Genomic DNA, 22,543 nt, shown 5'->3' with positions numbered 1-22,543 from the left:
TTACTGACGTGACAGCAATGGACCCAGTGCACGGCCACCGACCAGATGCATATGGATGTGATAAACCTCCTGACCAGCATCACGGTTGCAGTTGACGATCAGGCGGTAACCGCTTTCGGCGATGCCTTCCTGTTCGGCAATTTTCGCGGCCACCGTCATCATTCTGCCCAGCGCTGCTTCATGCGTCGCATCGACGTCATTCATTGTCGGGATCAGAACATTCGGGATAATCAAAATATGGCTGGGTGCCTGAGGAGAAATGTCGCGAAACGCAGTGACAAGTTCGTCCTGATAAACCACGTCGGCAGGGATTTCACGGCGAATGATTTTGCTGAAAATTGTCTCTTCGGCCATCTTAACTGTCCTTAACAAAGTAAAAAGCGTTGTACGCAGTATGGGTTAGAATTTCCATTCCTTTCAACCTGATTACGCTTTTTGATGCTTAATTGACGCAGAAAGCGTCAGCCAGCGCTCCGCTGAATCGCAGACATAAAAAAAGGAGGCCGAAGCCCCCTTTCTCAGAACCAGACATTGCTCACCATTAATGGCTACGCATGTACTCGTCCATATCGGTTTTCAGGTTGTCAGACTTGGTACCGAAAATGGCCTGAACACCAGAACCTGCAACCACCACACCTGCCGCACCCAGTTTTTTCAGGCCAGCCTGATCGACTTTGGAGACGTCCGCTACGCTGACGCGCAGACGGGTAATACAGGCATCAAGGTTAGTGATGTTGTCTTTGCCGCCGAAAGCCTGAACCAGAGAGGCGGACATTTCAGAACCGCCCTGCGCGGTGGTTTCGCTGGTAGAGTCTTCACGACCAGGTGTTTTCAGATCCAGCTTCGCAATCAGGAAACGGAAGATGCTGTAGTAAACAACCGCATACACCGCACCTACGATTGGGAACAGCCAGATTTTGCTGCTGTTACCACTCAGAACGATGAAGTCGATCAGACCGTGCGAGAAGCTGGTGCCGTCACGCATACCCAACAGGATACAGATTGGGAATGCCAGACCGGCCAGAATCGCGTGGATCACGTACAGGATCGGCGCAACGAACATGAAGGAGAATTCGATTGGCTCAGTGATACCGGTCAGGAACGCAGTCAGGGCAGCGGAAATCATGATGCCACCGACTTTTGCACGATTTTCAGGTTTCGCTGAATGCCAGATAGCAACCGCAGCGGCTGGCAGACCGTACATTTTGAACAGGAAGCCACCTGACAGTTTACCTGCAGTTGGGTCACCGGCCATATAACGTGGGATATCGCCGTGGAACACCTGACCTGCAGAGTTCACGTACTCACCGATTTGCATCTGGAATGGAACGTTCCAGATATGGTGCAGACCAAACGGAACAAGTGCACGTTCTACCACACCGTAGATACCGAATGCCACGACCGGGTTCTGGTAAGCCGCCCATTGTGAGAAGGTCTGGATACCTGTACCGATTGGCGGCCAGATGAAGGACAGAACCACACCCAGGATAATCGCAGCCAGACCAGAGATGATCGGAACAAAACGTTTTCCGGCGAAGAAGCCCAGATATTCTGGCAACTTGATACGATAGAAACGGTTGAACATGTAAGCCGCAATCGCACCGGAGATGATACCGCCCAGTACGCCGGTATCGGCGAGATGCTTGGCTGCAATTTCTTCAGCGGGCAAATGCAGAACCAGTGGAGCCACAACCGCCATGGTTTTCACCATGATGCCATATGCCACAACGGACGCCAGCGCAGAAACACCGTCGTTGTTAGTGAAGCCTAAGGCAACACCAATAGCAAAGATCAAAGGCATATTAGCGAAGACTGAACCACCGGCTTCGGCCATAACATGAGAAACGATCAGTGGCAGCCAGCTAAAGTTTGCAGAACCGACGCCAAGCAGGATACCTGCGATTGGCAGTACGGATACTGGCAGCATTAGCGATTTACCGACCTTTTGAAGGTTTGCAAACGCGTTCTTAAACATAATTGATTGTGCTCCTGAGTAATGATTCTTTTTGATACTTATTGCGGTTTAGCCTGATAACTAACCGCTTTGCAAAAGTGTTGCGAACCTTTTGCTGTCGGGTGTCTGAGCACCCCTTTTAATTTTTACGCAGGGTAAAATAATTCCCTTTGTTAATGTTTGATGGCAGTCACGTTTTTCTGAAAAATGCAGTTATAGCGTCTTAAAAGCCACCATTTATCAACATAAAATCCGAATGAAAGCACTCTGACACCGCCAAAAACGGTGCCAAAATACCTCATTCAGAGGATTAATTACGAGGCGAAAAATAAATACCGAAAATATGACCTGGCCTAAAGCGACATCAAGGAAGAAGAATCGATGTGAAATAATCGTGAAAAGTTGGCTGTCGTGGCTTCGGCAAGTTGTTCCACGCTCACGCCTTTGAGCACTGCCATGTAGTCGGCAACGTCACGCACATAAGCAGGCTGGTTTTCCTTTCCGCGATGCGGAACCGGTGCCAGGTATGGCGAATCAGTTTCTACCAGCAGACGATCCAGCGGGACGTAACGTGCCACTTCACGCAGCGCATCGGCATTACGGAAAGTCACAATTCCGGAGAAAGAGATATAAAAACCCAGATCGAGCAGGAATTTTGCGGTCGGCGAATCCTCGGTGAAGCAATGGAGTACACCACCGCACTCCCCTGCTTTCTCTTCTTTGAGAACATCCAGCGTATCCTGGCGGGCATCACGGGTATGGACGATCACCGGTTTGTTCAGCTCGCGGCCAATACGGATGTGCTCGCGGAAAGAGTCCTGCTGCAGTTTCAGCTGATGCGCTTCTTTCTGATAAAAATAATCCAGACCGGTTTCCCCCATCGCCACCACTTTCGGGCTGGCGGCAAGCTCACGCAGCTCGTTGAAATCGTAACCATCGTCGATATTCAGCGGATGAACACCGCAGGAAAATGCCACGTCCGGGCGATCACCAATCAGCTGCGTCATTGCCCGATAGCCCGGCAGGGTTGTTGCGACGGCCAGCATAAATTTCACATCACGTTCGCGGGCTTTTTCCAGCACACTGTCCACGCCTGAATGCAGCTCGTTGTAATCCAGGCTGTCGAGGTGGCAGTGGGAATCGACTAAAAACATAATAATTAACTCGTTGCGGTATGTTGAAGATAAAGAGTATATCAGCGCGATAGCGCGGAACTGAAAACTGACGAGGAAACCGCCCCCTGAAGCATTTGTTCCCATTCCAGCAGCTGTTCTGTCAGCAGCAGTTCGCGGTTTACGCCCACGATGGAAATCAATTGCTGACGGCAGTGCATCCACGCCGTAACCGACTGTTGCAGAGATGCGTTAGACTGCGCGCCTGCCAGCAAAGCAATCAGCGGCTGCTGATCGTGATTAATGATGAACTGCCCGGCATGTTGCTGCCATTTGACAGCATCCAGCAGTAACGTCGCCAGCCAGTACAGGCGTTCAGCGGCATCCTCATGATTAAGCTGGGACAACAGAGAAAGCATATCCTGCTGCTGGCACTGAACGTAAAGCTGCTGGCAAAGCGCCACGCGCTGTTTCCAGCGCTCCGGCTGCAACAGTTCAATGGCCGATAATGGCCCGCCGTTGGCCAAACGCAGGGCGGTTTTAATCGCGACCGGATCCGCGCTGAGCTGGCGGTTAATCCAGTGCACCGCCAGCGTTTCTTCAGGCACCGGCAGATGCCAGTAGAAGCAGCGACTGCGGATCGTCGCCAGTAAAGCCGAAGGCTCCCGGCAACCGAGCAGGAAATAAGTGCCAGCAGGCGGCTCTTCCAGCGTTTTCAGCAAGGCATTGGCCGCTGCTTCGGTCAGCATCTCTGTCTGAGGGATCCATACAACTTTTGCGCCGCCCTGTTGCGAATAGTTATACAGCGTTTCAATAAGCTGACGCACCGGGTCGATGCCCAGAGAGCTTTTGCCCTTTTCAGGCTGGAGAATATTCCAGTCAGGATGGTTTCCGGCAATCATCAGCTGGCAGCTGTGGCAGGTTCCGCAGCTTTTTTCCCCGTCCTTACGCCGGCACAGCAACCATCGACTCAGACCATACACCAGCGCCTCATCACCCATCCCCGCAGCCGCATGCATCAGCAAAGCGTGGTGGCCACGCCCCGTCAGATATTGCCCGACCAGTTGTCTGTACGGGCCACTGAGCCACGGATACCAGTTCATGATGCGTTGCCTTGTAAAACCTGCTCATCGAACCAGTTTTTCAACGTCAGCTCGATGGAAGCAGTGACCTGCTCAATGGATTGGGAGGCATCGATGGTTTTGATGCGGCTGTCTCCGGCAGCAAGTTCGAGATAACGCGTACGCGTACGCTCAAAGAAAGGCAACGCTTCCTGCTCAATACGATCCAGTTCCCCACGGGCACGGGCACGTTGCAATCCGATAGCCGGAGGCAGATCAAGATACAGCGTCAAATCAGGACGGAAATCACCCAGGACGGTATCACGCAAGGAGGTCATCAGTTTGGCATCAATCCCGCGACCACCGCCCTGGTACGCCTGTGAAGAAAGATCATGCCGGTCCCCGACAACCCACGCGCCACGCGCCAGTGCAGGCAAAATTACCGTTTCGACCAGCTGAACACGGGCGGCATAAAGCATCAGTACTTCTGCTTTCACGGTAGGTTTTTCGCCATCGACGCCGCGTTTGAATAAATCGCGTAATTTCTCAGCAAGCGGCGTTCCACCCGGTTCACGGGTGAAGACGATTTCGCCCACGCCGTGCTGACGCAGAGCATTGACGACCACGTCATGAGCAGTAGTTTTCCCTGCCCCTTCAAGGCCTTCAATCACAATGAAGTTACTTTTCATTCTTATTCTTAAGCGCCTCTATGTACACACGAACCGCCTTGTTATGGTTCTCAAGGTTGGTGCTGAAAGTATGCCCGCCTTTGCCGTCTGCGACAAAGTATAGATACGGGGTTTTCGCCGGATGCGCGGCGGCCTGCAGTGAGGCTTCGCTCGGCATCGCAATTGGCGACGGCGGCAGGCCGGTGATCACGTAGGTATTGTACGGAGTCGGCGTTTCCAGATCTTTCTTGGTGATGTTGCCAGTGTATTTATCACCCATCCCGTAAATCACCGTCGGATCGGTTTGCAATCGCATACCAATACGCAGGCGGTTAATAAATACTGAAGCGACTTCAGGGCGCTCATCTTTAACTGCAGTTTCTTTTTCAATGATCGACGCCATGGTGACCATATCAGCAGGTGTTTTATACGGCAGAGAATCCATGCGGCCTTTCCAGATATCCGCCACCGTTTTTTCCATCCTTACGTGAGCACGTTTGAGCAAAGATAAATCGGTCATGCCCGCAGTGTAATGGTAAGTATCCGGATACAGCCAGCCTTCGAGATTTTTGGTGTCCGTTGCGCCCAGCGCGGCGGCAATGTCTTCGCCACTTTTACCACTGAGTTCATGCTTCAGATACTCTGATTTATCCAGAACTTTCATCCAGTCGCTGAGCTTAAAGCCCTCTACAAAACGAACGCTGAATTGGGCCTCTTTACCGCTTTTCAGCAGCTCAAGCATCTGACGTACTGTCATGCCTTTTTCAAAACGGTAAGTACCAGCTTTAAACTCGCTCAGTTCAGGTTCTAAACGTAATAACCACGGAAACCACGGATTGGGCTTCATCAGTTTTTTATCAATTAGCAGTGTTTCCAGTACCACGCGTCCCGTGCCTGCGGGAAGGGTAAAGATCGTTTCGCTGCTGACATTGATCGGGCGATCCGCAAACTGTTTTACTTTTTGATAGGCAAACGTCGCCAGCCCTAACAGAATCAGGGCAATGAGGGCGAAGATTTTGGTCTTTTTGTTTGTCATTGTTTAATCACTTTTTCTTAACAGCTCTGGATCAGGAAATCGCACAAACGCCGTGAAATGTAATATTTGTCATCGACCTGATTCACCGGCAGAACGGGCATCAGGGCGTTACAAATCAGGATTTCGTCAGCATCTGATAATGTTTCCGCAGATTCACTGACGATGTTCACAACCCAGGGGGATGTCGCTTCAAGTACGCGGATGATGTGCTGACGCATAAGACCATCAACGCCGGACTGCGATAAATCCGGAGTAAACACCTGATTTCCCTTACGCCAGAATAAATTTGCCGCACAGCATTCCACCAGGCAGCCCGAGGTGTCAACCACCAGCGCTTCATTGGCATCTGTCTGGTCAAGATGCATGCGGATCATTACCTGTTCCAGCCGGTTAAGATGTTTTATTCCGGCCAGCAACGGGTTCTTACTCAGTGTGACCGGGCTCAGCGCGAGTTTCACGCCCTGTTGCCGCCACGCGTGATAATGCACCGGATAATCAGACGCAGAAACAATACGCGTCGGCGCAGAGCAACCTGCGGCGCTGTAACCTCGGCCGCCCTGCCCGCGCGTCACGACGGCTTTAACCACTGCCTCTTTCTGCTGTCCGGCAGCCAGAACCATTTCCTGTTCCAGAGCCGTCCAGTCCACACCTTCAATCCGCAGTACCGACGCAGCACGTTGCAGACGCTGAATATGCCCGGCCAGAAACACAATCACACCGTCTGACACCCTGGCTGTGGTAAAGCAACCGTCGCCAAACTGCACTGAACGGTCACTTGCCGACAACATCGCGGCCGCCACACCATTAATCCACATGGTTACTTCCTCCGGTTCTGGAGCTTATGGTCACGATTCTCTGACAGCAGAGCCTGCGTGAGCCGGTCTGTCGCATCAAGGAGAGCATTCTTACTTTATCGTATTGACACGCGCTGCCAGCAGGAACACGCATCCCGTTTACGCATTGTTGTATTCAGTCTTCGCTTTAATTCAGACAACAAAAAGGCCCGATTAACGGGCCTTCACAAACACAGCTTGTGCGGGATCAGATCTTACGGAATACCAGCGAACCATTGGTACCACCGAAACCGAACGAGTTGCACAAGGAATACTGCATATCTTTAACCTGGCGCGCTTCGTGAGGGACGAAATCCAGATCACAACCTTCATCCGGATTATCCAGATTGATGGTCGGCGGAACCGCCTGGTCGCGTAATGCCAGCAAGGTGAAAATGGACTCCACCGCACCCGCTGCGCCTAAGAGATGGCCGGTCATCGACTTTGTCGAGCTGACCATAACTTTATGCGCATCAGCACCAAAGACGGATTTAACCGCCTGGGCTTCGGCTTTATCACCCGCCGCAGTCGAGGTGCCGTGTGCGTTGATGTAACCAATCTGAGCCGCAGAAACACCCGCGTCACGCAGTGCGTTCTCCATCGCCAATGCCGCACCCGCGCCATCTTCCGGCGGTGATGTCATATGGTAAGCATCGCTGCTCATGCCAAAACCGACAATTTCAGCATAAATTTTTGCACCGCGTTTACGGGCATGTTCGTACTCTTCCAGCACCATAATACCTGCGCCGTCACCCAGTACGAAACCATCACGATCTTTATCCCACGGACGACTCGCCGCCTGAGGATTGTCATTGCGCGTTGAAAGCGCGCGTGCTGCACCGAATCCACCGACGCCCAACGGGGTACTGGCTTTTTCCGCGCCGCCTGCCAGCATCACGTCGGCATCGTTATAAGCGATGATACGTGCTGCATGACCAATATTATGCACCCCAGAAGTACAGGCTGTTGCAATAGAAATACTCGGCCCACGCAACCCGAACATGATACTCAAATGACCTGCAATCATGTTGACGATAGTGGATGGAACGAAGAAAGGACTAATTTTGCGGGGTCCGCCGTTAACCAATGAGGAATGGTTTTCTTCAATCAGACCAAGCCCACCGATACCGGAACCGATCGCCGCACCAATGCGTGGCGCGTTCTCAGCAGTTACCTCAAGCCCGGAGTCTTGCATCGCCTGAATACCGGCAGTAATACCATACTGAATAAAGGCATCCATCTTGCGGGCATCTTTGCGCGGGATGAAGTCTTCACAGTTAAAATCTTTTACTAAGCCAGCAAAACGCGTTGCGTAGGCACTAGTATCAAAATGGTCGATCAGGCTGATGCCACTCTGACCGGCAAGGAGAGCGTTCCAAGTGGACTCTACAGTATTGCCGACAGGAGACAGCATGCCCAGTCCAGTCACTACAACTCGACGCTTAGACACGTATGTCCTCCAGGGAGGGAAAAAAGTAGTAATACCGTGGGATAAAAAAAACTTAGGCGGTCAAATGACCGCCTAACTATCTAAACTTAAAGCATGTACGCTTACTGTTGGCTAGCGTTGATAAAATCAATTGCTGCCTGAACAGTAGTGATTTTTTCAGCTTCTTCGTCAGGGATCTCGGTATCAAACTCTTCTTCCAGAGCCATAACCAGCTCAACGGTGTCGAGAGAATCAGCGCCAAGGTCGTCTACGAAAGATGCAGCATTCACTACTTCTTCCTGTTTAACACCCAGCTGTTCAACGATGATTTTCTTAACGCGTTCTTCGATAGTGCTCATACTCTTAAATTTCCTATCAAAACTCGCTTTCGCGATGGTTTTCGTAGTGTATAAAATGTTGAAAAAGATGCAACTAAATCCAGGCTGTTCAAACCACGAATTTGCTCTATTTTGCGGTTTTTACCGCAAAAAACGCAAATAATTTCGTAATTTTTAAATCATGTACATGCCGCCATTGACATGTAATGTTTCACCCGTGATGTAGCTGGCCTCGTCAGAGGCTAAAAAAGCAACGGCGCTGGCAATTTCTTTGGCATCGCCCAACCGGTTGGCTGGAACTGATGACAAAATGCCTGCGCGTTGATCATCTGTCAACGCCCTTGTCATATCCGTCTCAATAAAGCCAGGAGCGACGACGTTGACAGTAATGCCACGTGAAGCGACCTCACGTGCCAAAGACTTACTAAAACCAATCAAGCCAGCTTTAGCCGCCGCGTAATTCGCCTGCCCTGCGTTACCCATGGTGCCAACAACGGAACCAATTGTAATAATCCGTCCACACCGTTTCTTCATCATAGCCCGCATGACAGCTTTTGACAGCCGAAACACTGAAGTCAGGTTCGTATCCAGGATATCCTGCCACTCATCATCCTTCATACGCATGAGAAGGTTATCACGGGTAATGCCGGCATTATTAACTAAAATATCAATTTCGCCAAATTCAGCTCGAATCGTCGCCAATACTTGCTCAATAGATGCAGAATCAACCACATTGAGCATGATACCTTTGCCATTTTCGCCTAAATATTCGCCGATCGCTTCTGCGCCTTTCTCGCTGGTCGCAGTGCCGATCACTTTCGCGCCACCAGCAACCAGTTTTTCTGCGATTGCGCGGCCAATACCACGGCTGGCACCGGTAACCAGTGCAATTTTGCCTTCGAAGCTCATACTCATCCTCTTATTACTGTTCAAGCGCCGCTGCCAGACTTGCCGTGTCATTCACAGCGGCAGCCGTCAGGGTGTCAACAATACGTTTGGTCAGACCGGTCAGCACTTTACCTGGTCCCACTTCTAATAACTGTTCTACGCCTTGTGCAGCGATGTATTCGACAGACTCAGTCCAGCGAACCGGGCTGTACAACTGACGTACCAGCGCACTGCGGATCGCTTCAGGAGACGTTTCGACTTTCACGTCAACGTTATTCACGACAGAGTACTGTGGCGCATTGAAAGTGACATTTTCGAGCGCAATCGCCATCTTTTCAGCGGCTGGCTTCATCAGTGCACAATGTGAAGGTACGCTGACAGGCAGAGGCAGAGCACGTTTTGCACCGGCTTCTTTACATGCTGCACCAGCGCGTTCTACGGCTTCTTTGTTACCCGCGATCACAACCTGACCAGGCGAGTTAAAGTTCACCGGAGAAACAACCTGACCCTGTGCAGATTCTTCACAAGCTTTGGCAATGGCATCATTATCCAGACCAATGATCGCATACATCGCGCCAGTTCCGGCCGGAACGGCTTCCTGCATCAGCTTACCGCGCAGTTCAACCAGAGAAATCGCCTGTTTAAAATCCAGTACACCAGCACAAACCAAAGCGGAATACTCACCCAGACTGTGGCCAGCCATCAGAACAGGCTGAGTGCCATTCTGTTGCTGCCATACGCGCCAGATGGCGACAGAAGCGGCCAGCAATGCCGGTTGCGTCTGCCAGGTTTTATTCAGTTCTTCAGCCGGCCCCTGCTGCACCAACTGCCATAAATCGTACCCCAGTGCCGAAGAAGCCTCGGCAAATGTTTCTTCAACCACCGGATGCGCAGCGGCTAAATCAGCCAGCATACCGAGTGTCTGAGAACCCTGACCAGGGAAAACCACCGCTATTTTTGTCATTTTTATCATCCTGTTAAATCAAAAACGTACCAGCGCCGAGCCCCAGGTAAAGCCACCGCCAAATGCTTCGAGCAACACTAATTGCCCGCGCTGAATTCTGCCGTCCCGGACCGCTTCGTCAAGTGCTGCAGGCACAGAAGCCGCCGACGTATTGCCATGACGATCGAGCGTAACAACGACTTTATCCATGCCCATGCCCAGCTTTTTCGCTGTTGCGCTGATGATACGCAGGTTCGCCTGATGTGGCACCAGCCAGTCAAGAGCGGAGCGGTCGAGATTATTTGCCGTCAGGGTTTCATCAACAATGTGCGCCAACTCAGTCACCGCGACTTTGAAGACTTCATTACCCGCCATAGTGACATAAGCAGGTTTTTCTGGTTCTGACTGGCTAGGGTACGCCAACGTCAACAGATTACCGTAATGACCATCGGCATGCATGTGAGTGGAGATGATGCCTTGCTCTTCGGAAGCTCCCAGCAATACTGCGCCAGCGCCATCTCCAAAGAGGATCACCGTGCCACGATCTTCAGGATCGAGTTTACGGGATAGCACATCAGATCCAATCACCAGCGCGTATTTTACAGCACCGTTTTTAATGTATTGATCGGCAACGCTCAGCGCATAGGTGAAACCTGCACATGCCGCCGCCAGATCGAACGCTGCGCAATCCCTGATGCCGAGCATATTCTGCACCTGGCAGGCTGAACTCGGGAATGCATGTGAAGATGAGGTTGTTGCAACAATGATCAAACCTACGTCGCTTGCGCTGACGCTGGCCATTTCAAGTGCTTTTTCAGCAGCGTGCAGGCCCATTGTGGCCACAGTCTCATCCGGTGCAGCGATACGACGTTCACGAATACCCGTACGTGTGACGATCCACTCGTCGGAGGTATCCACCATTTTTTCTAAGTCGGCATTAGTCCGAACTTGCACGGGCAAATAGCTCCCCGTACCGAGAATCTTTGTATACATGTACGATCAGTCACTCTTGGGTAATACAGCTTCAAGGCGCGCGGCAATCCGCGGAGGGACTTGCCGCTGCACCGCCTGCACAGCCTGTTCGATAGCAACAGCAAACGCACGCTGGTTTGCTCCGCCGTGGCTTTTAATAACGATGCCCCGTAATCCTAACAAACATGCGCCATTATACTGGTCGGGATTGAGATGGCTAAAACGCTTTAGCAATTTTTTCTGCAGAATCCGACCTAACCATTTCAACCACCAGGCCTTCTTGCCACCCTCTCCCGAGGATTTTAACAGTGACAAAAACATCCTTATTACACCTTCCATGGTCTTGAGCGTAACGTTACCCACAAAGCCGTCACACACCATCACATCTGTTTTACCGGTCAGAAGGTCGTTACCTTCAAGATAACCGATATAGTTGATTAGTGCGGTATTTTTTAAAATCGCGGCGGCTTCACGGATATTATCCAGCCCTTTGCTTTCCTCTTCGCCGATATTGAGCAAGGCAACGCGGGGATTCGTGATCCCCACCACCTGTTCGGCCATCACAGCCCCCATCACGGCAAACTGGACCAACATCGTGCTGTCGCACTCAACGTTGGCGCCCAGATCCAGCACCACAGTTTTACTACGTTGCTGGTTAGGTAGCACGCTCATCAACGCCGGACGCTCAATACCATCCAGCGGCTTGACAACCAGCTTGGCTAATCCCATCAGTGCGCCGGTATTCCCGGCACTGACACACGCCAGTGCGTCACCACTCTTGATCAGTTCCAACGCCACACGCATCGAGCTTCCTTTGCTGGCCCGTATAGCTTGCGACGCGCGTAAATCGCTGGCTATAACTGATTCAGCAGGAATTATCCGAATTCTTTCTGTTAAAGAAGGATCGGCTTTGGCTAAGAAAGGTGTGATTGCGTCGGGATCGCCGACCAGAAGGAGGTCTAATTCAGAATTAGAGATCAGTGCCTGCAATGAAGCAGGCACTGTGACGGAAGGACCGAAATCTCCGCCCATTACATCTAACGCGATGGTTAGACGAGTCAAGGTATCGCCTTGCCAGCACTTATCACGTGAATAAGTTGCAGACAAATATCAGCCGATTACCTTGCGACCGCGGTAGAAACCGTCGGCAGTGATGTGGTGACGCAGGTGAGTTTCACCAGAAGTCTTGTCCACAGACAGAGTGGAAGTGGTCAGAGCATCATGTGAACGACGCATGCCACGTTTAGAACGGGTTGGTTTATTCTGTTGTACGGCCATGGACCTTACTCCTTAAGTACTTTTCTTTAAACTCGCTAATACGGCAAATGGATTTGGTTTCTCCGCCTCTTCAGGCAGTTTACCGAATACCATGTCCGCTTCGGACACTTCACAGTGTTCAGATTCATGTACCGGCACGACAGGCAGTGAAAGAATAATTTCGTCTTCAATCATTGCCAGCAAATCAACTTCGCCAAAATCATCGACTTCGATCGGCTCGTACGCTTCCGGTAATGCCTCAGCCTGTTCATCATTCTGGACAGGACTAAAACAATATGTTGTGTGAACCTGATGTTCAAACGTCTTACCGCATCTCTGGCATTCCAGAGTGACAGCAACATCGGAGTGGCCGGTAATCACAGCCAGACGCTGGTTGTCGATATTAAACGACAAAGAGGTTTGTATATCAGAATCCACACTGACCACTGATTGGGCAACACGCGTAACCTGATCAGCAGTATAGACACCTGTATAGTCTAAACGCTTCTGGGCAGTGCGAACCGCATCAAGGGTCAGGGGTAATTTTACTTTTTGCATAGGGCGCGCATATTAACTTTGTAACGACAGAGAGTCAAAGAAAAAGGCCTTAAAACCGCACCTTTCACCAATATTCGCTTCCGCAGCGGCCGACAGTTTAAAATGTGCGATTCAATAACGCTACGCTTTGTGAAAAAAAATTATGTCAGCACATCAAAAAAAATTACTTCTGGCTTCAACATCGGTTTACCGCAAGGCCCTTCTCGATAAAGCCGGCCTGGTATTTTCCTGCGCCTCACCCGCCATTGATGAGACGCCGGGTCGGGACGAAAAACCCGCCGAACTGGTGCAGCGTCTGGCTTACAGCAAAGCCAGCGTGCTTACAGCTTTGTATCCTGAACACCTGATAATCGGTTCTGATCAGGTCTGCGTGATTGACAGAAAAATAACCGGCAAGCCGCACACGTTTGATAACGCATTCCACCAGTTGCGTGCTGCCAGTGGCAAGACAGTGACGTTTTACACCGGCCTGAGCCTGTATAACGGCGAAACACAAACGGCGCAGACTTTATGTGAAACATTTGACGTGACCTTCCGGTCATTAACTGATGAAGAAATTACCGGTTATTTGCATCGCGAACAACCTTATGACTGTGCCGGGAGCTTTAAATGCGAAGGACTGGGGATCACACTTTTCGACAGTCTGGCAGGACGCGACCCGAACACGCTGATCGGGTTGCCTCTTATTGCCCTGCTCGCCTTGTTGCGTCAGGAAGGCATCAATCCGTTGCTATAAAAGGAATAAAAAAGGCGCACTCTGTGCGCCTCTGTTTACTATTCGTGCTTTAACGTGCTGTCGTTTTACCCCGTAAAACTTTCAGACAGTTACGCAGTTTAGCATCCATCGGTGCTTCAATACGCATCGTCTCCCCCGTGTTCGGATGCTCAAAACGCAACGCCGCCGCATGCAGGAATAAACGATTGAGGCCAGTTCCGGACAGTTTTGCATCGAAATCTCGCTCACCATAACGGTCATCAAATGCAATCGGATGTCCGGCATGCAATGCGTGTACGCGGATCTGATGGGTTCTGCCGGTCACCGGGCTGGCTTTCACCAGAGTTGCAAACTCATAACGTTCTTCAATTTTGAAGCGCGTTTCTGAAGGCTTGCCTTCGGCATTAACCCTGACAATACGTTCGCCGCTTTGCAGAATATTTTTCAGTAAAGGGGCCTGCACGACTTTGCAGTGTGACGGCCATTCACCCCGGACCAGCGCCAGATAATCCTTTTGCATGCTTTTCACACGCAGTTGCTCATGTAAGGAACGCAGTGCAGAGCGTTTCTTGGCGACCAGCAAAACACCGGAAGTATCACGGTCCAGACGGTGAACCAGTTCCAGAAAACGAGCATCCGGACGCAGCGCGCGCAGGCCTTCAATCACGCCGAAACTTAAACCACTGCCGCCGTGTACGGCAGTGCCGGAAGGTTTATTAAGGATCAGCAAATGATCGTCTTCATATAAGATGCAATCCGCCAGCGCGGCGACTTTATCCAGCTTTGCAGAAACTGGCGCTTCATCACGTTCAGCAACACGAACGGGCGGGACACGCACTTCATCACCGGCAATTAATTTATATTCCGGCTTAATTCTTTTCTTATTTACCCGCACTTCACCCTTACGCACGATGCGATAGATCATGCTCTTCGGCACGCCCTTAAGGATTTTAAGTAAGAAGTTGTCGATACGCTGACCGGCTTCGTCGTCAGAAATGGGGATTAATTGTACAGTTGGATTCTCAGTTTTCATGGCTCGCGATTCTAAATATCCGGCACGGTTCGCGCCACTGATTTTTATGTGCTTAACTTTTACTTTACCAGTAACAGCATAGGAAAACCTTCTCACCCCCCCTGTTTTTTAAGAAAGCTCAGGTTCTGACAATGCGGCGCATCTCTCATTGAGGTAAATATCTTACCTGCTTGGGAAAAGTCACCTTGCTATCACAGTGCCTGCAATGGAATAATGAAGTCACTTTCGGCGTTGTTTCTCTTAAGTTAGGGAAAACGCAGGAATTATAGATTTGCCTGATCGCACAAAAACGCAGCAATGGCGTAAGACGTAATGTGAAATCAAGCAATTAGCGGGCTGCGGGTTGCAGCTTGGCCGGCGAATGGAATGAGATCTGTTAACGTAAATTCAGAAGCTATTCCCCTAATAAAAGTGCTGCTTTCACAACGCTGGTGTCTTTAATACAGCAAAAGCAGACTTACCGAAATAATGCGCCCCTATGCAAGCGACAGCCGTGAGGTTGACGATTTGCGAGAAGACTCGGGGCCAACGGTTTATCCGGTCATGAGGTCATTTTGCCCGCAGCTCTGTCAATAATGGAATAATAATGAGTAAGTTAAGATGAAAAGAATGTTGATTAACGCAACTCAGCAAGAAGAGTTGCGCGTTGCCCTCGTAGATGGACAGCGGCTGTATGATTTGGATATTGAAAGTCCGGGCCATGAGCAGAAAAAAGCGAATATTTACAAAGGTAAAATCACCCGCATTGAGCCAAGTCTGGAAGCAGCATTCGTAGATTACGGCGCGGAACGACATGGTTTCCTCCCTCTGAAAGAAATTTCCCGCGAATATTTCCCAAGCAATTATTCTTCCCATGGCCGCCCGAACATCAAAGATGTGTTGCGCGAAGGCCAGGAAGTCATTGTTCAGGTAGATAAAGAAGAGCGTGGAAATAAAGGCGCAGCACTGACGACGTTTATCAGTCTGGCCGGTAGTTATCTGGTTCTGATGCCAAACAATCCACGCGCAGGGGGTATTTCCCGCCGTATTGAAGGCGATGACCGTACTGAACTGAAAGAAGCCTTGTCTTCCCTGCAACTGCCTGATGGCATGGGCCTGATTGTGCGTACTGCCGGTGTCGGTAAATCCGCAGAAGCTCTGCAGTGGGACCTGACTTTCCGTCTTAAGCATTGGGATGCGATCAAGAAAGCCGCTGAAGGCCGCCCTGCGCCATTCCTGATCCATCAGGAAAGCAACGTTATCGTTCGTGCGTTTCGTGATTACCTGCGCCCGGACATCGGTGAGATCCTCATCGATAACCCGAAAGTCCTCGAGCTGGCAAAAGAACATATTGCTGCTCTGGGTCGTCCTGATTTCAGCAGCAAAATTAAGCCGTATGTTGGCGAAATTCCGCTGTTCAGTCATTACCAAATCGAATCGCAGATTGAATCCGCTTTCCAGCGCGAAGTCCGTCTGCCTTCCGGTGGCTCTATTGTTATCGACAGCACCGAAGCGCTGACCGCTATCGACATCAACTCCGCGCGTGCAACCCGCGGCGGCGATATCGAAGAAACCGCATTCAACACCAACCTTGAAGCTGCAGATGAAATTGCCCGTCAGTTACGCCTGCGTGACCTCGGTGGTCTGATTGTTATCGACTTCATCGACATGACACCTGTTCGCCACCAGCGCGAAGTAGAAAATCGTCTGCGTGATGCCGTTCGTCAGGACCGCGCCCGTATTCAAATCGGCCGCATTTCCCGTTTCGGTTTGCTGGAAATGTCCCGTCAGCGCCTCAGCCCGTCATTGGGTGAATCAACGCACCATATCTGCCCGCGTTGTGCAGGTACTGGTACCGTCCGTGACAACGAATCTCTGTCACTGTCGATTCTGCGCTTGATCGAAGAAGAAGCACTGAAAGAAAATACTAAAGAAGTGCATGCCATCGTTCCGGTGCCAATCGCTTCTTACTTGCTGAACGAAAAACGTGAATCGGTGAATGCCATCGAGAAACGTCAGGGTGGTGTGCGTGCAGTGATCGTGCCTAACGATCAGATGCAAACTCCGCACTACCATGTTCTTCGCGTTCGTAAAGGCGAAGAAATTTCTGCACTGAGCTATTTGCTGCCACAGATTCATGAAGCGGAAATGCTGCAACCTTCAGAAGAGTTGCCGACTGAACGTCGTCGTCCTGAGCAACCGGCTCTGGCTGCGTTTGCGCTTCAAAGCGAAGCGCCTCCATCCAGCTTTGAGCAGGCAACAGTGACCGAAGAACCGGTTAAAACCCGAACGGCAACAGTTAATGCGCCTGCGACACCTGTTGCTGAGAAATCAGGGTTTGTCAGCCGCCTTCTGAGTGGGTTGAAAAGCTTGTTCGCACCGGAGCCACAGCAGGAAGTTAAACCTGTTGAAGCACCGCAAGAGACGCCGGAAGCTACTGAAACGGAAAACCGTCGTAACAACGAACGCCGTAATCAACGCCGCCAGGGCGGACGTCGTGATCGCAACGGAGAACGCGGTGAGCGCAATGACCGCGGTAATCGTGGTGAACGTGGCGAAGGTCGTGACAACAATCGTGATAATCGTGGTGAAAGCCGTGATACCCGCGAAAATAATCGCGAACAGCGTGATGATCAGCAGCGCCGTGGCCGCCGTAATCAGGAACAGGTTGTTACCGAAACCCGTAGCGAAGAAGTTGAAACTGTTGCTCGTGAAGAACAGCAGCAACAGCCTCGCCGTGAACGTTCGCGTCGCCGTTCTGAAGACAAGCGTAAACCACAAACTGAAGAGAAAGTTCAGGATGTCGCAGTTGTCGAACAAGTTGCTGCTCCGGTGGTTACCGATGAAACTGAGCAGGAAGATCGTCAGCCAACTCAGCGCCGTCAGCGTCGTCAGTTATCGCATAAAATCCGTTTCGAATCTGAAGCAGAAGTTGATCATGAAGAAGAAGCTGCAGCTCAATTATTGATCACCGGCACTCGCCCTGCGGCGCCAGCGATTACTGAGCAGGAACCTTCTAATGCTGAAACCGCAAACGTTGCTGATAACGAAGATAATCAGAATGACAACGCCCGTGAAAATGGCATGCCACGTCGTTCACGTCGTTCTCCACGCCATCTGCGTGTAAGCGGCCAACGTCGTCGTCGTTATCGTGATGAGCGTTATCCGACCCAGTCACCAATGCCACTTGCAGGTGCGTTCGTTTCTCCGGAAATGGCTTCGGGTAAAGTCTGGGTCACTTATCCGGTTGCTCAGTCCTCTGAACAACAGGTTACTGAAACAGAAACTCCTGAAGTGCTGACTGAGCAGGTCGAGATTGCACAGGCGAATACGCCGGTCATATCTGACATCACTGAAGTTACGCAACAGCCAGTCGCAGAGCCTGTCAATGATGTTGTTGACGCTGCACCACAAGAGGTGCCGGCCGAAATCGCAGCAGCAGACGTTGCACAGCCTGTAGCCGACGAGCCAGTGCTGGTCGAACCGGCAACAGCTGAACCTGTTGCAGAAACACCTGTGGTTGATGTTGCGCCAGAAGCGCTCGAGCCTGCGATCGTTGAACCCACAGATGTTCTCGCTGCATCTGAAGTTCAGGCACCTGCGCCAGTCGCCGAACCCGAAGTGAAAGCTGAACCTGTTGCTGAAGTTAAACCTGCTGTGGAAACTGCGCCAGTCGCAGCCGCTCCGACAGGTACTGAAGCTGCGGTTGTTGCACCTCGCTTCAAGCACCTCGCAACCGCGCCAATGACGAAGGCGCCAGCACCTGCCTATGTGCCAGAGCCACCTCGTCACAGTGACTGGATTCGTCCTGAGTTCAACTTTGAGGGTAAGGGCTCTGCAGGCGGCCATGCGGCAGCCACCACTGCAACAGCCCCGGCCACCAAACCTGAGATGCCAGCCGAGTAATCGCTGACCACTCAGTCTAAAAAAACCCGCCTCGGCGGGTTTTTTTATAGAAACTGTTGAAGATTCAATCTCATCAGGCCAGACTTTTCAACCGGCGAATCGTGAGTTCCTCCAGTTTACCTTCCAGGCTTTTTGCAAAATGCTGGAAATGTTCAGTTTTGTTGTGCTGATTCAGCGCTTCTTCAGAGGCCCATCGCTCGTAGAAAACAAAAGTCCCTTCTGTATCGAGATCCTGATGCAACTCATATTGCAGGCACCCTACTTCCTGTCGGCTTGGTTCAATTACGTCAAGCAACGCTTCTGTCACTTTTGCCGTAAACTCTTTTTTAGCGACAATAGTGGCAACAACTCTGATTTCCATAATGGTTCTCCTGTTTTTTTGGTCATGCTTAGCGGCGAACCGGTAAGCACTCTGACTAAAATCTGTCCCCACTATGAACCTTTCGACACATTGATTTCAATACGAACTTTATTTAACAGATGCAACACATCGCTTTTACGCTTATTCTTGTTCCCCGCCGTTAATGCTCCCATTACCGCACCTGATCCCAATATCTTGTCTCTCAATGCCGGAGTTTTGCCTGATGACCGCAACACCGCAAGTTTTGAAAATCCGCCGTCCAGATGACTGGCATATTCACCTTCGTGACGACCAAATGCTCAGCACGGTGTTACCTTTCACCAGTGAAGTATTTGGTCGTGCGATTGTCATGCCAAACCTGAGCCCTCCCGTAACCACCGTGGCGGCTGCGATAGCATATCGTGAACGTATTATGGCCGCGTTGCCTGTCGGACATAATTTTACCCCTCTGATGACCTGCTATCTGACCGATTCTCTGGATCCGGAAGAAATTGCCCGCGGTTTCGAGCAAGGCGTGTTCACAGCAGCAAAACTGTATCCGGCCAACGCGACAACAAATTCCCAGCATGGCGTTTCTGATACCAAAATGATTTACCCTGTTTTGGAACGTATGCAGAAAATCGGTATGCCTTTGCTGATCCACGGTGAAGTCACTCACAACCATGTTGATATTTTTGATCGTGAAGCCCGCTTCATTGATGAAGTTATGGATCCGGTGCGTCGTCAGTTCCCTGAATTGAAAATTGTCTTCGAGCACATCACCACCAAAGAAGCCGCGCAGTATGTTCTTTCCGGCAATCAGTATCTGGGCGCAACCATTACGCCGCAGCATCTGATGTTCAACCGCAATCACATGCTGGTTGGCGGCGTGCGCCCTCACCTGTTCTGTCTCCCCATTCTCAAACGCAACGTTCATCAGGAAGCATTGCGTGAGGTCATCGCCAGCGGCGCGGATCGCTTCTTCCTCGGTACCGACTCTGCGCCGCACACCAAAGACCGTAAAGAATCGAGCTGCGGATGTGCAGGTTGCTTCAATGCCCCACTGGCGTTATCGGCTTATGCGACCGTCTTTGAAGAAATGAATGCACTGCAACACTTTGAGGCGTTTTGCTCCCTTAACGGCCCGCGTTTCTATGGCCTGCCGCTCAATGAAGACTTCATCGAAATGTCTCGTATACCGGTGACGCAGCCGGAAGAAATTGCATTGGGCAATGAATCTGTTGTGCCATTCCTCGCAGGTCAGACACTGAACTGGAAAGTGACGTCGAACTAAATACAAATTCTCACAAGCGTGTATTGCACTGATCATGATTTGACTGTATAAATATACAGTCAAATCTATTCAGGAGGTCCTATGCGTGTTGAAGTCACAATCGATAAAACCAAGCCTCTGCCTGCTGGCGCGCTGGATGCGTTATCAGGTGAATTGAGTAAAAGAATTAACAAACAGTTTTCTGACTGCGAAAATAAAATTCAGGTCCGCTATGCGGGGGCAAATAGCCTGTCCGTTTTGGGTGGCGCAAAAACTGACCGTGACCTTATCGAGGAAATTCTTCAGGAAACCTGGGAAAGCGCTGATGACTGGTTCTCAAATCAGAACGATGAGTAACCCGATGAAATCCCTGAAAAGCCATTCACTTTTTACTCCCTATCTATAATAATCAGGTTTATTAAAACCACGCCGCAAGGCTATTGGTGTATTTCACCGGGCGTCGCAGTCCGGTTTTTTATTCTTTTTTACTGCATAAAACAGACTCTTCTGAAAAATAAAATTTAAGTTAATCTCAGATTATTCCGCTGAATAAATAATCAACACAAATTATTTACAATTTAATACGCTTAAATCACTCCATAAATCGGTTTATCTGTTTATACTGAAATTGCTCACATGATAATGAGCCGCCTTGATCCTCAGATAGTCACTCACGTCAGTCACTACAATATAAGGGGTCTATATGGACAGAAATGATGAAGTTATTCAGACACACCCGCTTGTTGGTTGGGATATCAGTACCGTCGACTCTTATGATGCCATGATGATACGCCTTCATTACCTGTCTTCAAAAGACCAGACACCCGAGGATGCTCAGGTAGACAGAACCTTGTGGTTAACTACCGACGTTGCACGGCAACTCATTAACATTCTTGAAGCCGGCATCGAAAAGATAGAATCTAACGAGTACGAATACAGTGATCACCGAAAACACTAATCTTTACCTGCCAGTCTGAGGCACCAGCGATTTATCCTGGTGCCTTTTTCTTTGCCTCCGCGCTGCTTGCCTTCTTCGCCTTAAACTCTCTATCATGCCAGTAGCCAGTTTGTTAAAAATTCTCACCACAGGAACGTTTGAATTATGGATTACGATCTCATTATCGTGGGCAGCGGTTCGGTCGGTTCAGCCGCAGGCTACTACGCCACCCGTTCCGGCTTGAAAGTGCTGATGATAGATAGCGCAATGCCACCCCATCAGGCGGGCAGTCACCATGGCGAAACGCGCCTTATCCGCCACGCTTACGGCGAAGGTTCCCGTTATGTGCCAATGCTGCTGAGAGCTCAAACACTTTGGGATGAGCTGGCAGAACTGAGCAGCGATAAGATTTTCCATCGTAGCGGCGTCCTGAATATTGGTCCTGAAAACTCTGAATTTATCAGTAACGTTAAGAACAGCGCAGAAACCTACAATCTCGTCATACAATCCCTCAGTGCGGCTGAAATTCGCGAAAAGTGGCCTCTGTTCACGTTGCAGGACGGCTATTGCGGTGTATACGAACCCAACTCGGGTTTTCTGCAAAGTGAAATGGCGGTTGCGGCATACATTCGTCTCGCACGGGAAGCAGGCTGTGCGCAATTATTCAACTGTCCCGTTGAAAGTATTAACTGGCTGGATGATGGCATTGAAGTATCAACGATTGACGGAGTCTACCGCGGGGCCAAACTGGTGGTAACGGCGGGAACCTGGGTCACGAAAATCCTCCCGGAATTACCCGTGAAGCCTCTGCGTAAGGTGTTTGCCTGGTTCCATGCAGATGGCCGCTACAGTGAAGAAAACCATTTTCCAGCCTTTACGCTCGAAACTCTGCAAGGCGATCAGTACTACGGATTCCCCTCAGTGAAGGATGAACTTAAGTTAGGTAAACATAACGGTGGTCAATGGATAACGGAACCCGAGCAGCGTAAACCTTACGGCAGCGTCAGTCAGGATGGCACAGAGTCCTTCAATTTCTTCCGCCATTTCCTGCCGGGTGTAGGTGTCAGTTTGCGTGGTGCGTCATGCACTTATGACATGACGACTGATGAAGATTTCATTATTGATACCCTGCCGGGCAGAGAAAATACCTTAGTGATTTCGGGATTAAGTGGTCACGGTTTTAAATTCGCCAGCGTATTAGGGGAAATAGTTACTCACTTCGGTAACAATCATCCTATTCCTTTTGATCTCACCCCCTTTTCTCTTACGCGGTTCAATTAACGTAAAATAATTTCAACCCTCGTGAATATT

The 22,543-nt window shown here is 50.5% G+C and carries 23 protein-coding genes; 6 read left to right on the top strand and 17 right to left on the bottom strand.

Features of this window, described 5'->3' with window-relative positions; translation table 11 throughout:
• The 15 genes from hinT to yceD form a co-directional block, all read right to left on the bottom strand.
• Complete coding sequence (gene hinT / locus LC431_RS04235; RefSeq protein WP_013576236.1) at positions 1 to 354, bottom strand: purine nucleoside phosphoramidase; 354 nt, start codon at positions 352 to 354, stop codon at positions 1 to 3.
• Between the two features lie 187 nt (positions 355 to 541).
• The gene (ptsG, locus tag LC431_RS04230; protein ID WP_013576238.1) at positions 542 to 1,975 is read right to left on the bottom strand and encodes a PTS glucose transporter subunit IIBC; all 1,434 of its coding nucleotides are present in this window, start codon (positions 1,973 to 1,975) and stop codon (positions 542 to 544) included.
• Between the two features lie 332 nt (positions 1,976 to 2,307).
• Entirely contained in the window at positions 2,308 to 3,108 is an 801-nt protein-coding gene (locus LC431_RS04225) for a metal-dependent hydrolase (protein WP_223509310.1), read from the bottom strand.
• Between the two features lie 41 nt (positions 3,109 to 3,149).
• Positions 3,150 to 4,169 carry a DNA polymerase III subunit delta' gene (holB, locus tag LC431_RS04220; protein ID WP_223509308.1) on the bottom strand — a complete coding sequence of 340 codons (1,020 nt, stop codon included), beginning with the start codon at positions 4,167 to 4,169 and terminating at the stop codon, positions 3,150 to 3,152.
• Entirely contained in the window at positions 4,166 to 4,816 is a 651-nt protein-coding gene (gene tmk / locus LC431_RS04215) for a dTMP kinase (protein ID WP_013576241.1), read from the bottom strand. Before tmk ends, holB begins: the two co-directional genes overlap by 4 nt.
• The gene (mltG, locus tag LC431_RS04210) at positions 4,806 to 5,831 is read right to left on the bottom strand and encodes an endolytic transglycosylase MltG (protein WP_013576242.1); all 1,026 of its coding nucleotides are present in this window, start codon (positions 5,829 to 5,831) and stop codon (positions 4,806 to 4,808) included. The genes tmk and mltG overlap by 11 nt, the downstream gene beginning before the upstream one ends.
• A gap of 17 nt (positions 5,832 to 5,848) precedes the next feature.
• The gene (pabC, locus tag LC431_RS04205) at positions 5,849 to 6,646 is read right to left on the bottom strand and encodes an aminodeoxychorismate lyase (RefSeq protein WP_217216580.1); all 798 of its coding nucleotides are present in this window, start codon (positions 6,644 to 6,646) and stop codon (positions 5,849 to 5,851) included.
• A gap of 226 nt (positions 6,647 to 6,872) precedes the next feature.
• On the bottom strand, positions 6,873 to 8,114 hold the full coding sequence (fabF, locus tag LC431_RS04200; RefSeq protein WP_013576244.1) for a beta-ketoacyl-ACP synthase II: 1,242 nt from the start codon (positions 8,112 to 8,114) through the stop codon (positions 6,873 to 6,875).
• Between the two features lie 101 nt (positions 8,115 to 8,215).
• Complete coding sequence (gene acpP, locus LC431_RS04195) at positions 8,216 to 8,452, bottom strand: acyl carrier protein (RefSeq protein ID WP_015690190.1); 237 nt, start codon at positions 8,450 to 8,452, stop codon at positions 8,216 to 8,218.
• Between the two features lie 153 nt (positions 8,453 to 8,605).
• Positions 8,606 to 9,340 carry a 3-oxoacyl-ACP reductase FabG gene (gene fabG / locus LC431_RS04190; RefSeq protein ID WP_013576245.1) on the bottom strand — a complete coding sequence of 245 codons (735 nt, stop codon included), beginning with the start codon at positions 9,338 to 9,340 and terminating at the stop codon, positions 8,606 to 8,608.
• A gap of 13 nt (positions 9,341 to 9,353) precedes the next feature.
• The gene (fabD, locus tag LC431_RS04185; RefSeq protein WP_013576246.1) at positions 9,354 to 10,283 is read right to left on the bottom strand and encodes an ACP S-malonyltransferase; all 930 of its coding nucleotides are present in this window, start codon (positions 10,281 to 10,283) and stop codon (positions 9,354 to 9,356) included.
• An 18-nt stretch (positions 10,284 to 10,301) separates the two neighbouring features.
• Positions 10,302 to 11,255: a beta-ketoacyl-ACP synthase III gene (locus LC431_RS04180; RefSeq protein ID WP_013576247.1), complete on the bottom strand. Its 954-nt coding sequence runs from the start codon at positions 11,253 to 11,255 to the stop codon at positions 10,302 to 10,304.
• 6 nt (positions 11,256 to 11,261) lie between these two features.
• Positions 11,262 to 12,296, bottom strand: a complete 1,035-nt coding sequence (gene plsX / locus LC431_RS04175; protein WP_223509307.1) for a phosphate acyltransferase PlsX — start codon at positions 12,294 to 12,296, stop codon at positions 11,262 to 11,264.
• A gap of 48 nt (positions 12,297 to 12,344) precedes the next feature.
• Positions 12,345 to 12,512 carry a 50S ribosomal protein L32 gene (gene rpmF / locus LC431_RS04170; RefSeq protein ID WP_013576249.1) on the bottom strand — a complete coding sequence of 56 codons (168 nt, stop codon included), beginning with the start codon at positions 12,510 to 12,512 and terminating at the stop codon, positions 12,345 to 12,347.
• 12 nt (positions 12,513 to 12,524) lie between these two features.
• The gene (gene yceD / locus LC431_RS04165; protein WP_013576250.1) at positions 12,525 to 13,049 is read right to left on the bottom strand and encodes a 23S rRNA accumulation protein YceD; all 525 of its coding nucleotides are present in this window, start codon (positions 13,047 to 13,049) and stop codon (positions 12,525 to 12,527) included.
• Between the two features lie 142 nt (positions 13,050 to 13,191).
• Here yceD and LC431_RS04160 point away from each other — a divergent pair, with 142 nt between their 5' ends.
• Positions 13,192 to 13,785, top strand: a complete 594-nt coding sequence (locus LC431_RS04160; RefSeq protein ID WP_131638040.1) for a nucleoside triphosphate pyrophosphatase — start codon at positions 13,192 to 13,194, stop codon at positions 13,783 to 13,785.
• A 49-nt stretch (positions 13,786 to 13,834) separates the two neighbouring features.
• Here LC431_RS04160 and rluC read toward each other — a convergent pair whose 3' ends face one another.
• A complete protein-coding gene (rluC, locus tag LC431_RS04155) occupies positions 13,835 to 14,797 on the bottom strand; it encodes a 23S rRNA pseudouridine(955/2504/2580) synthase RluC (protein ID WP_013576252.1) in 963 nt (320 codons plus the stop codon).
• A gap of 600 nt (positions 14,798 to 15,397) precedes the next feature.
• Between rluC and rne the strand changes: the two genes are divergently transcribed.
• Positions 15,398 to 18,682, top strand: a complete 3,285-nt coding sequence (rne, locus tag LC431_RS04150) for a ribonuclease E (RefSeq protein ID WP_223509305.1) — start codon at positions 15,398 to 15,400, stop codon at positions 18,680 to 18,682.
• 73 nt (positions 18,683 to 18,755) lie between these two features.
• Here rne and LC431_RS04145 read toward each other — a convergent pair whose 3' ends face one another.
• Positions 18,756 to 19,043, bottom strand: a complete 288-nt coding sequence (locus tag LC431_RS04145) for a putative quinol monooxygenase (protein WP_013576254.1) — start codon at positions 19,041 to 19,043, stop codon at positions 18,756 to 18,758.
• 223 nt (positions 19,044 to 19,266) lie between these two features.
• Here LC431_RS04145 and pyrC point away from each other — a divergent pair, with 223 nt between their 5' ends.
• The 4 genes from pyrC (at position 19,267) to solA (ending at position 22,513) form a co-directional block, all read left to right on the top strand.
• Positions 19,267 to 20,316: a dihydroorotase gene (pyrC, locus tag LC431_RS04140; protein ID WP_037037326.1), complete on the top strand. Its 1,050-nt coding sequence runs from the start codon at positions 19,267 to 19,269 to the stop codon at positions 20,314 to 20,316.
• 81 nt (positions 20,317 to 20,397) lie between these two features.
• Positions 20,398 to 20,652: a DNA damage-inducible protein I gene (gene dinI / locus LC431_RS04135; RefSeq protein WP_223509304.1), complete on the top strand. Its 255-nt coding sequence runs from the start codon at positions 20,398 to 20,400 to the stop codon at positions 20,650 to 20,652.
• A 346-nt stretch (positions 20,653 to 20,998) separates the two neighbouring features.
• The gene (gene bssS / locus LC431_RS04130; RefSeq protein WP_013576258.1) at positions 20,999 to 21,253 is read left to right on the top strand and encodes a biofilm formation regulator BssS; all 255 of its coding nucleotides are present in this window, start codon (positions 20,999 to 21,001) and stop codon (positions 21,251 to 21,253) included.
• A 144-nt stretch (positions 21,254 to 21,397) separates the two neighbouring features.
• A complete protein-coding gene (gene solA, locus LC431_RS04125; protein ID WP_126124998.1) occupies positions 21,398 to 22,513 on the top strand; it encodes an N-methyl-L-tryptophan oxidase in 1,116 nt (371 codons plus the stop codon).
• Positions 22,514 to 22,543 lie beyond the last annotated feature (30 nt).

It is taken from the genome of Rahnella sp. GSA61A (assembly GCF_019969905.1).
GTDB classification, from domain to species: domain Bacteria; phylum Pseudomonadota; class Gammaproteobacteria; order Enterobacterales; family Enterobacteriaceae; genus Rahnella; species Rahnella aceris.
Note: the sequence above shows the minus strand (reverse complement) of the source record. Positions and strands in the feature narration are given on the sequence as shown.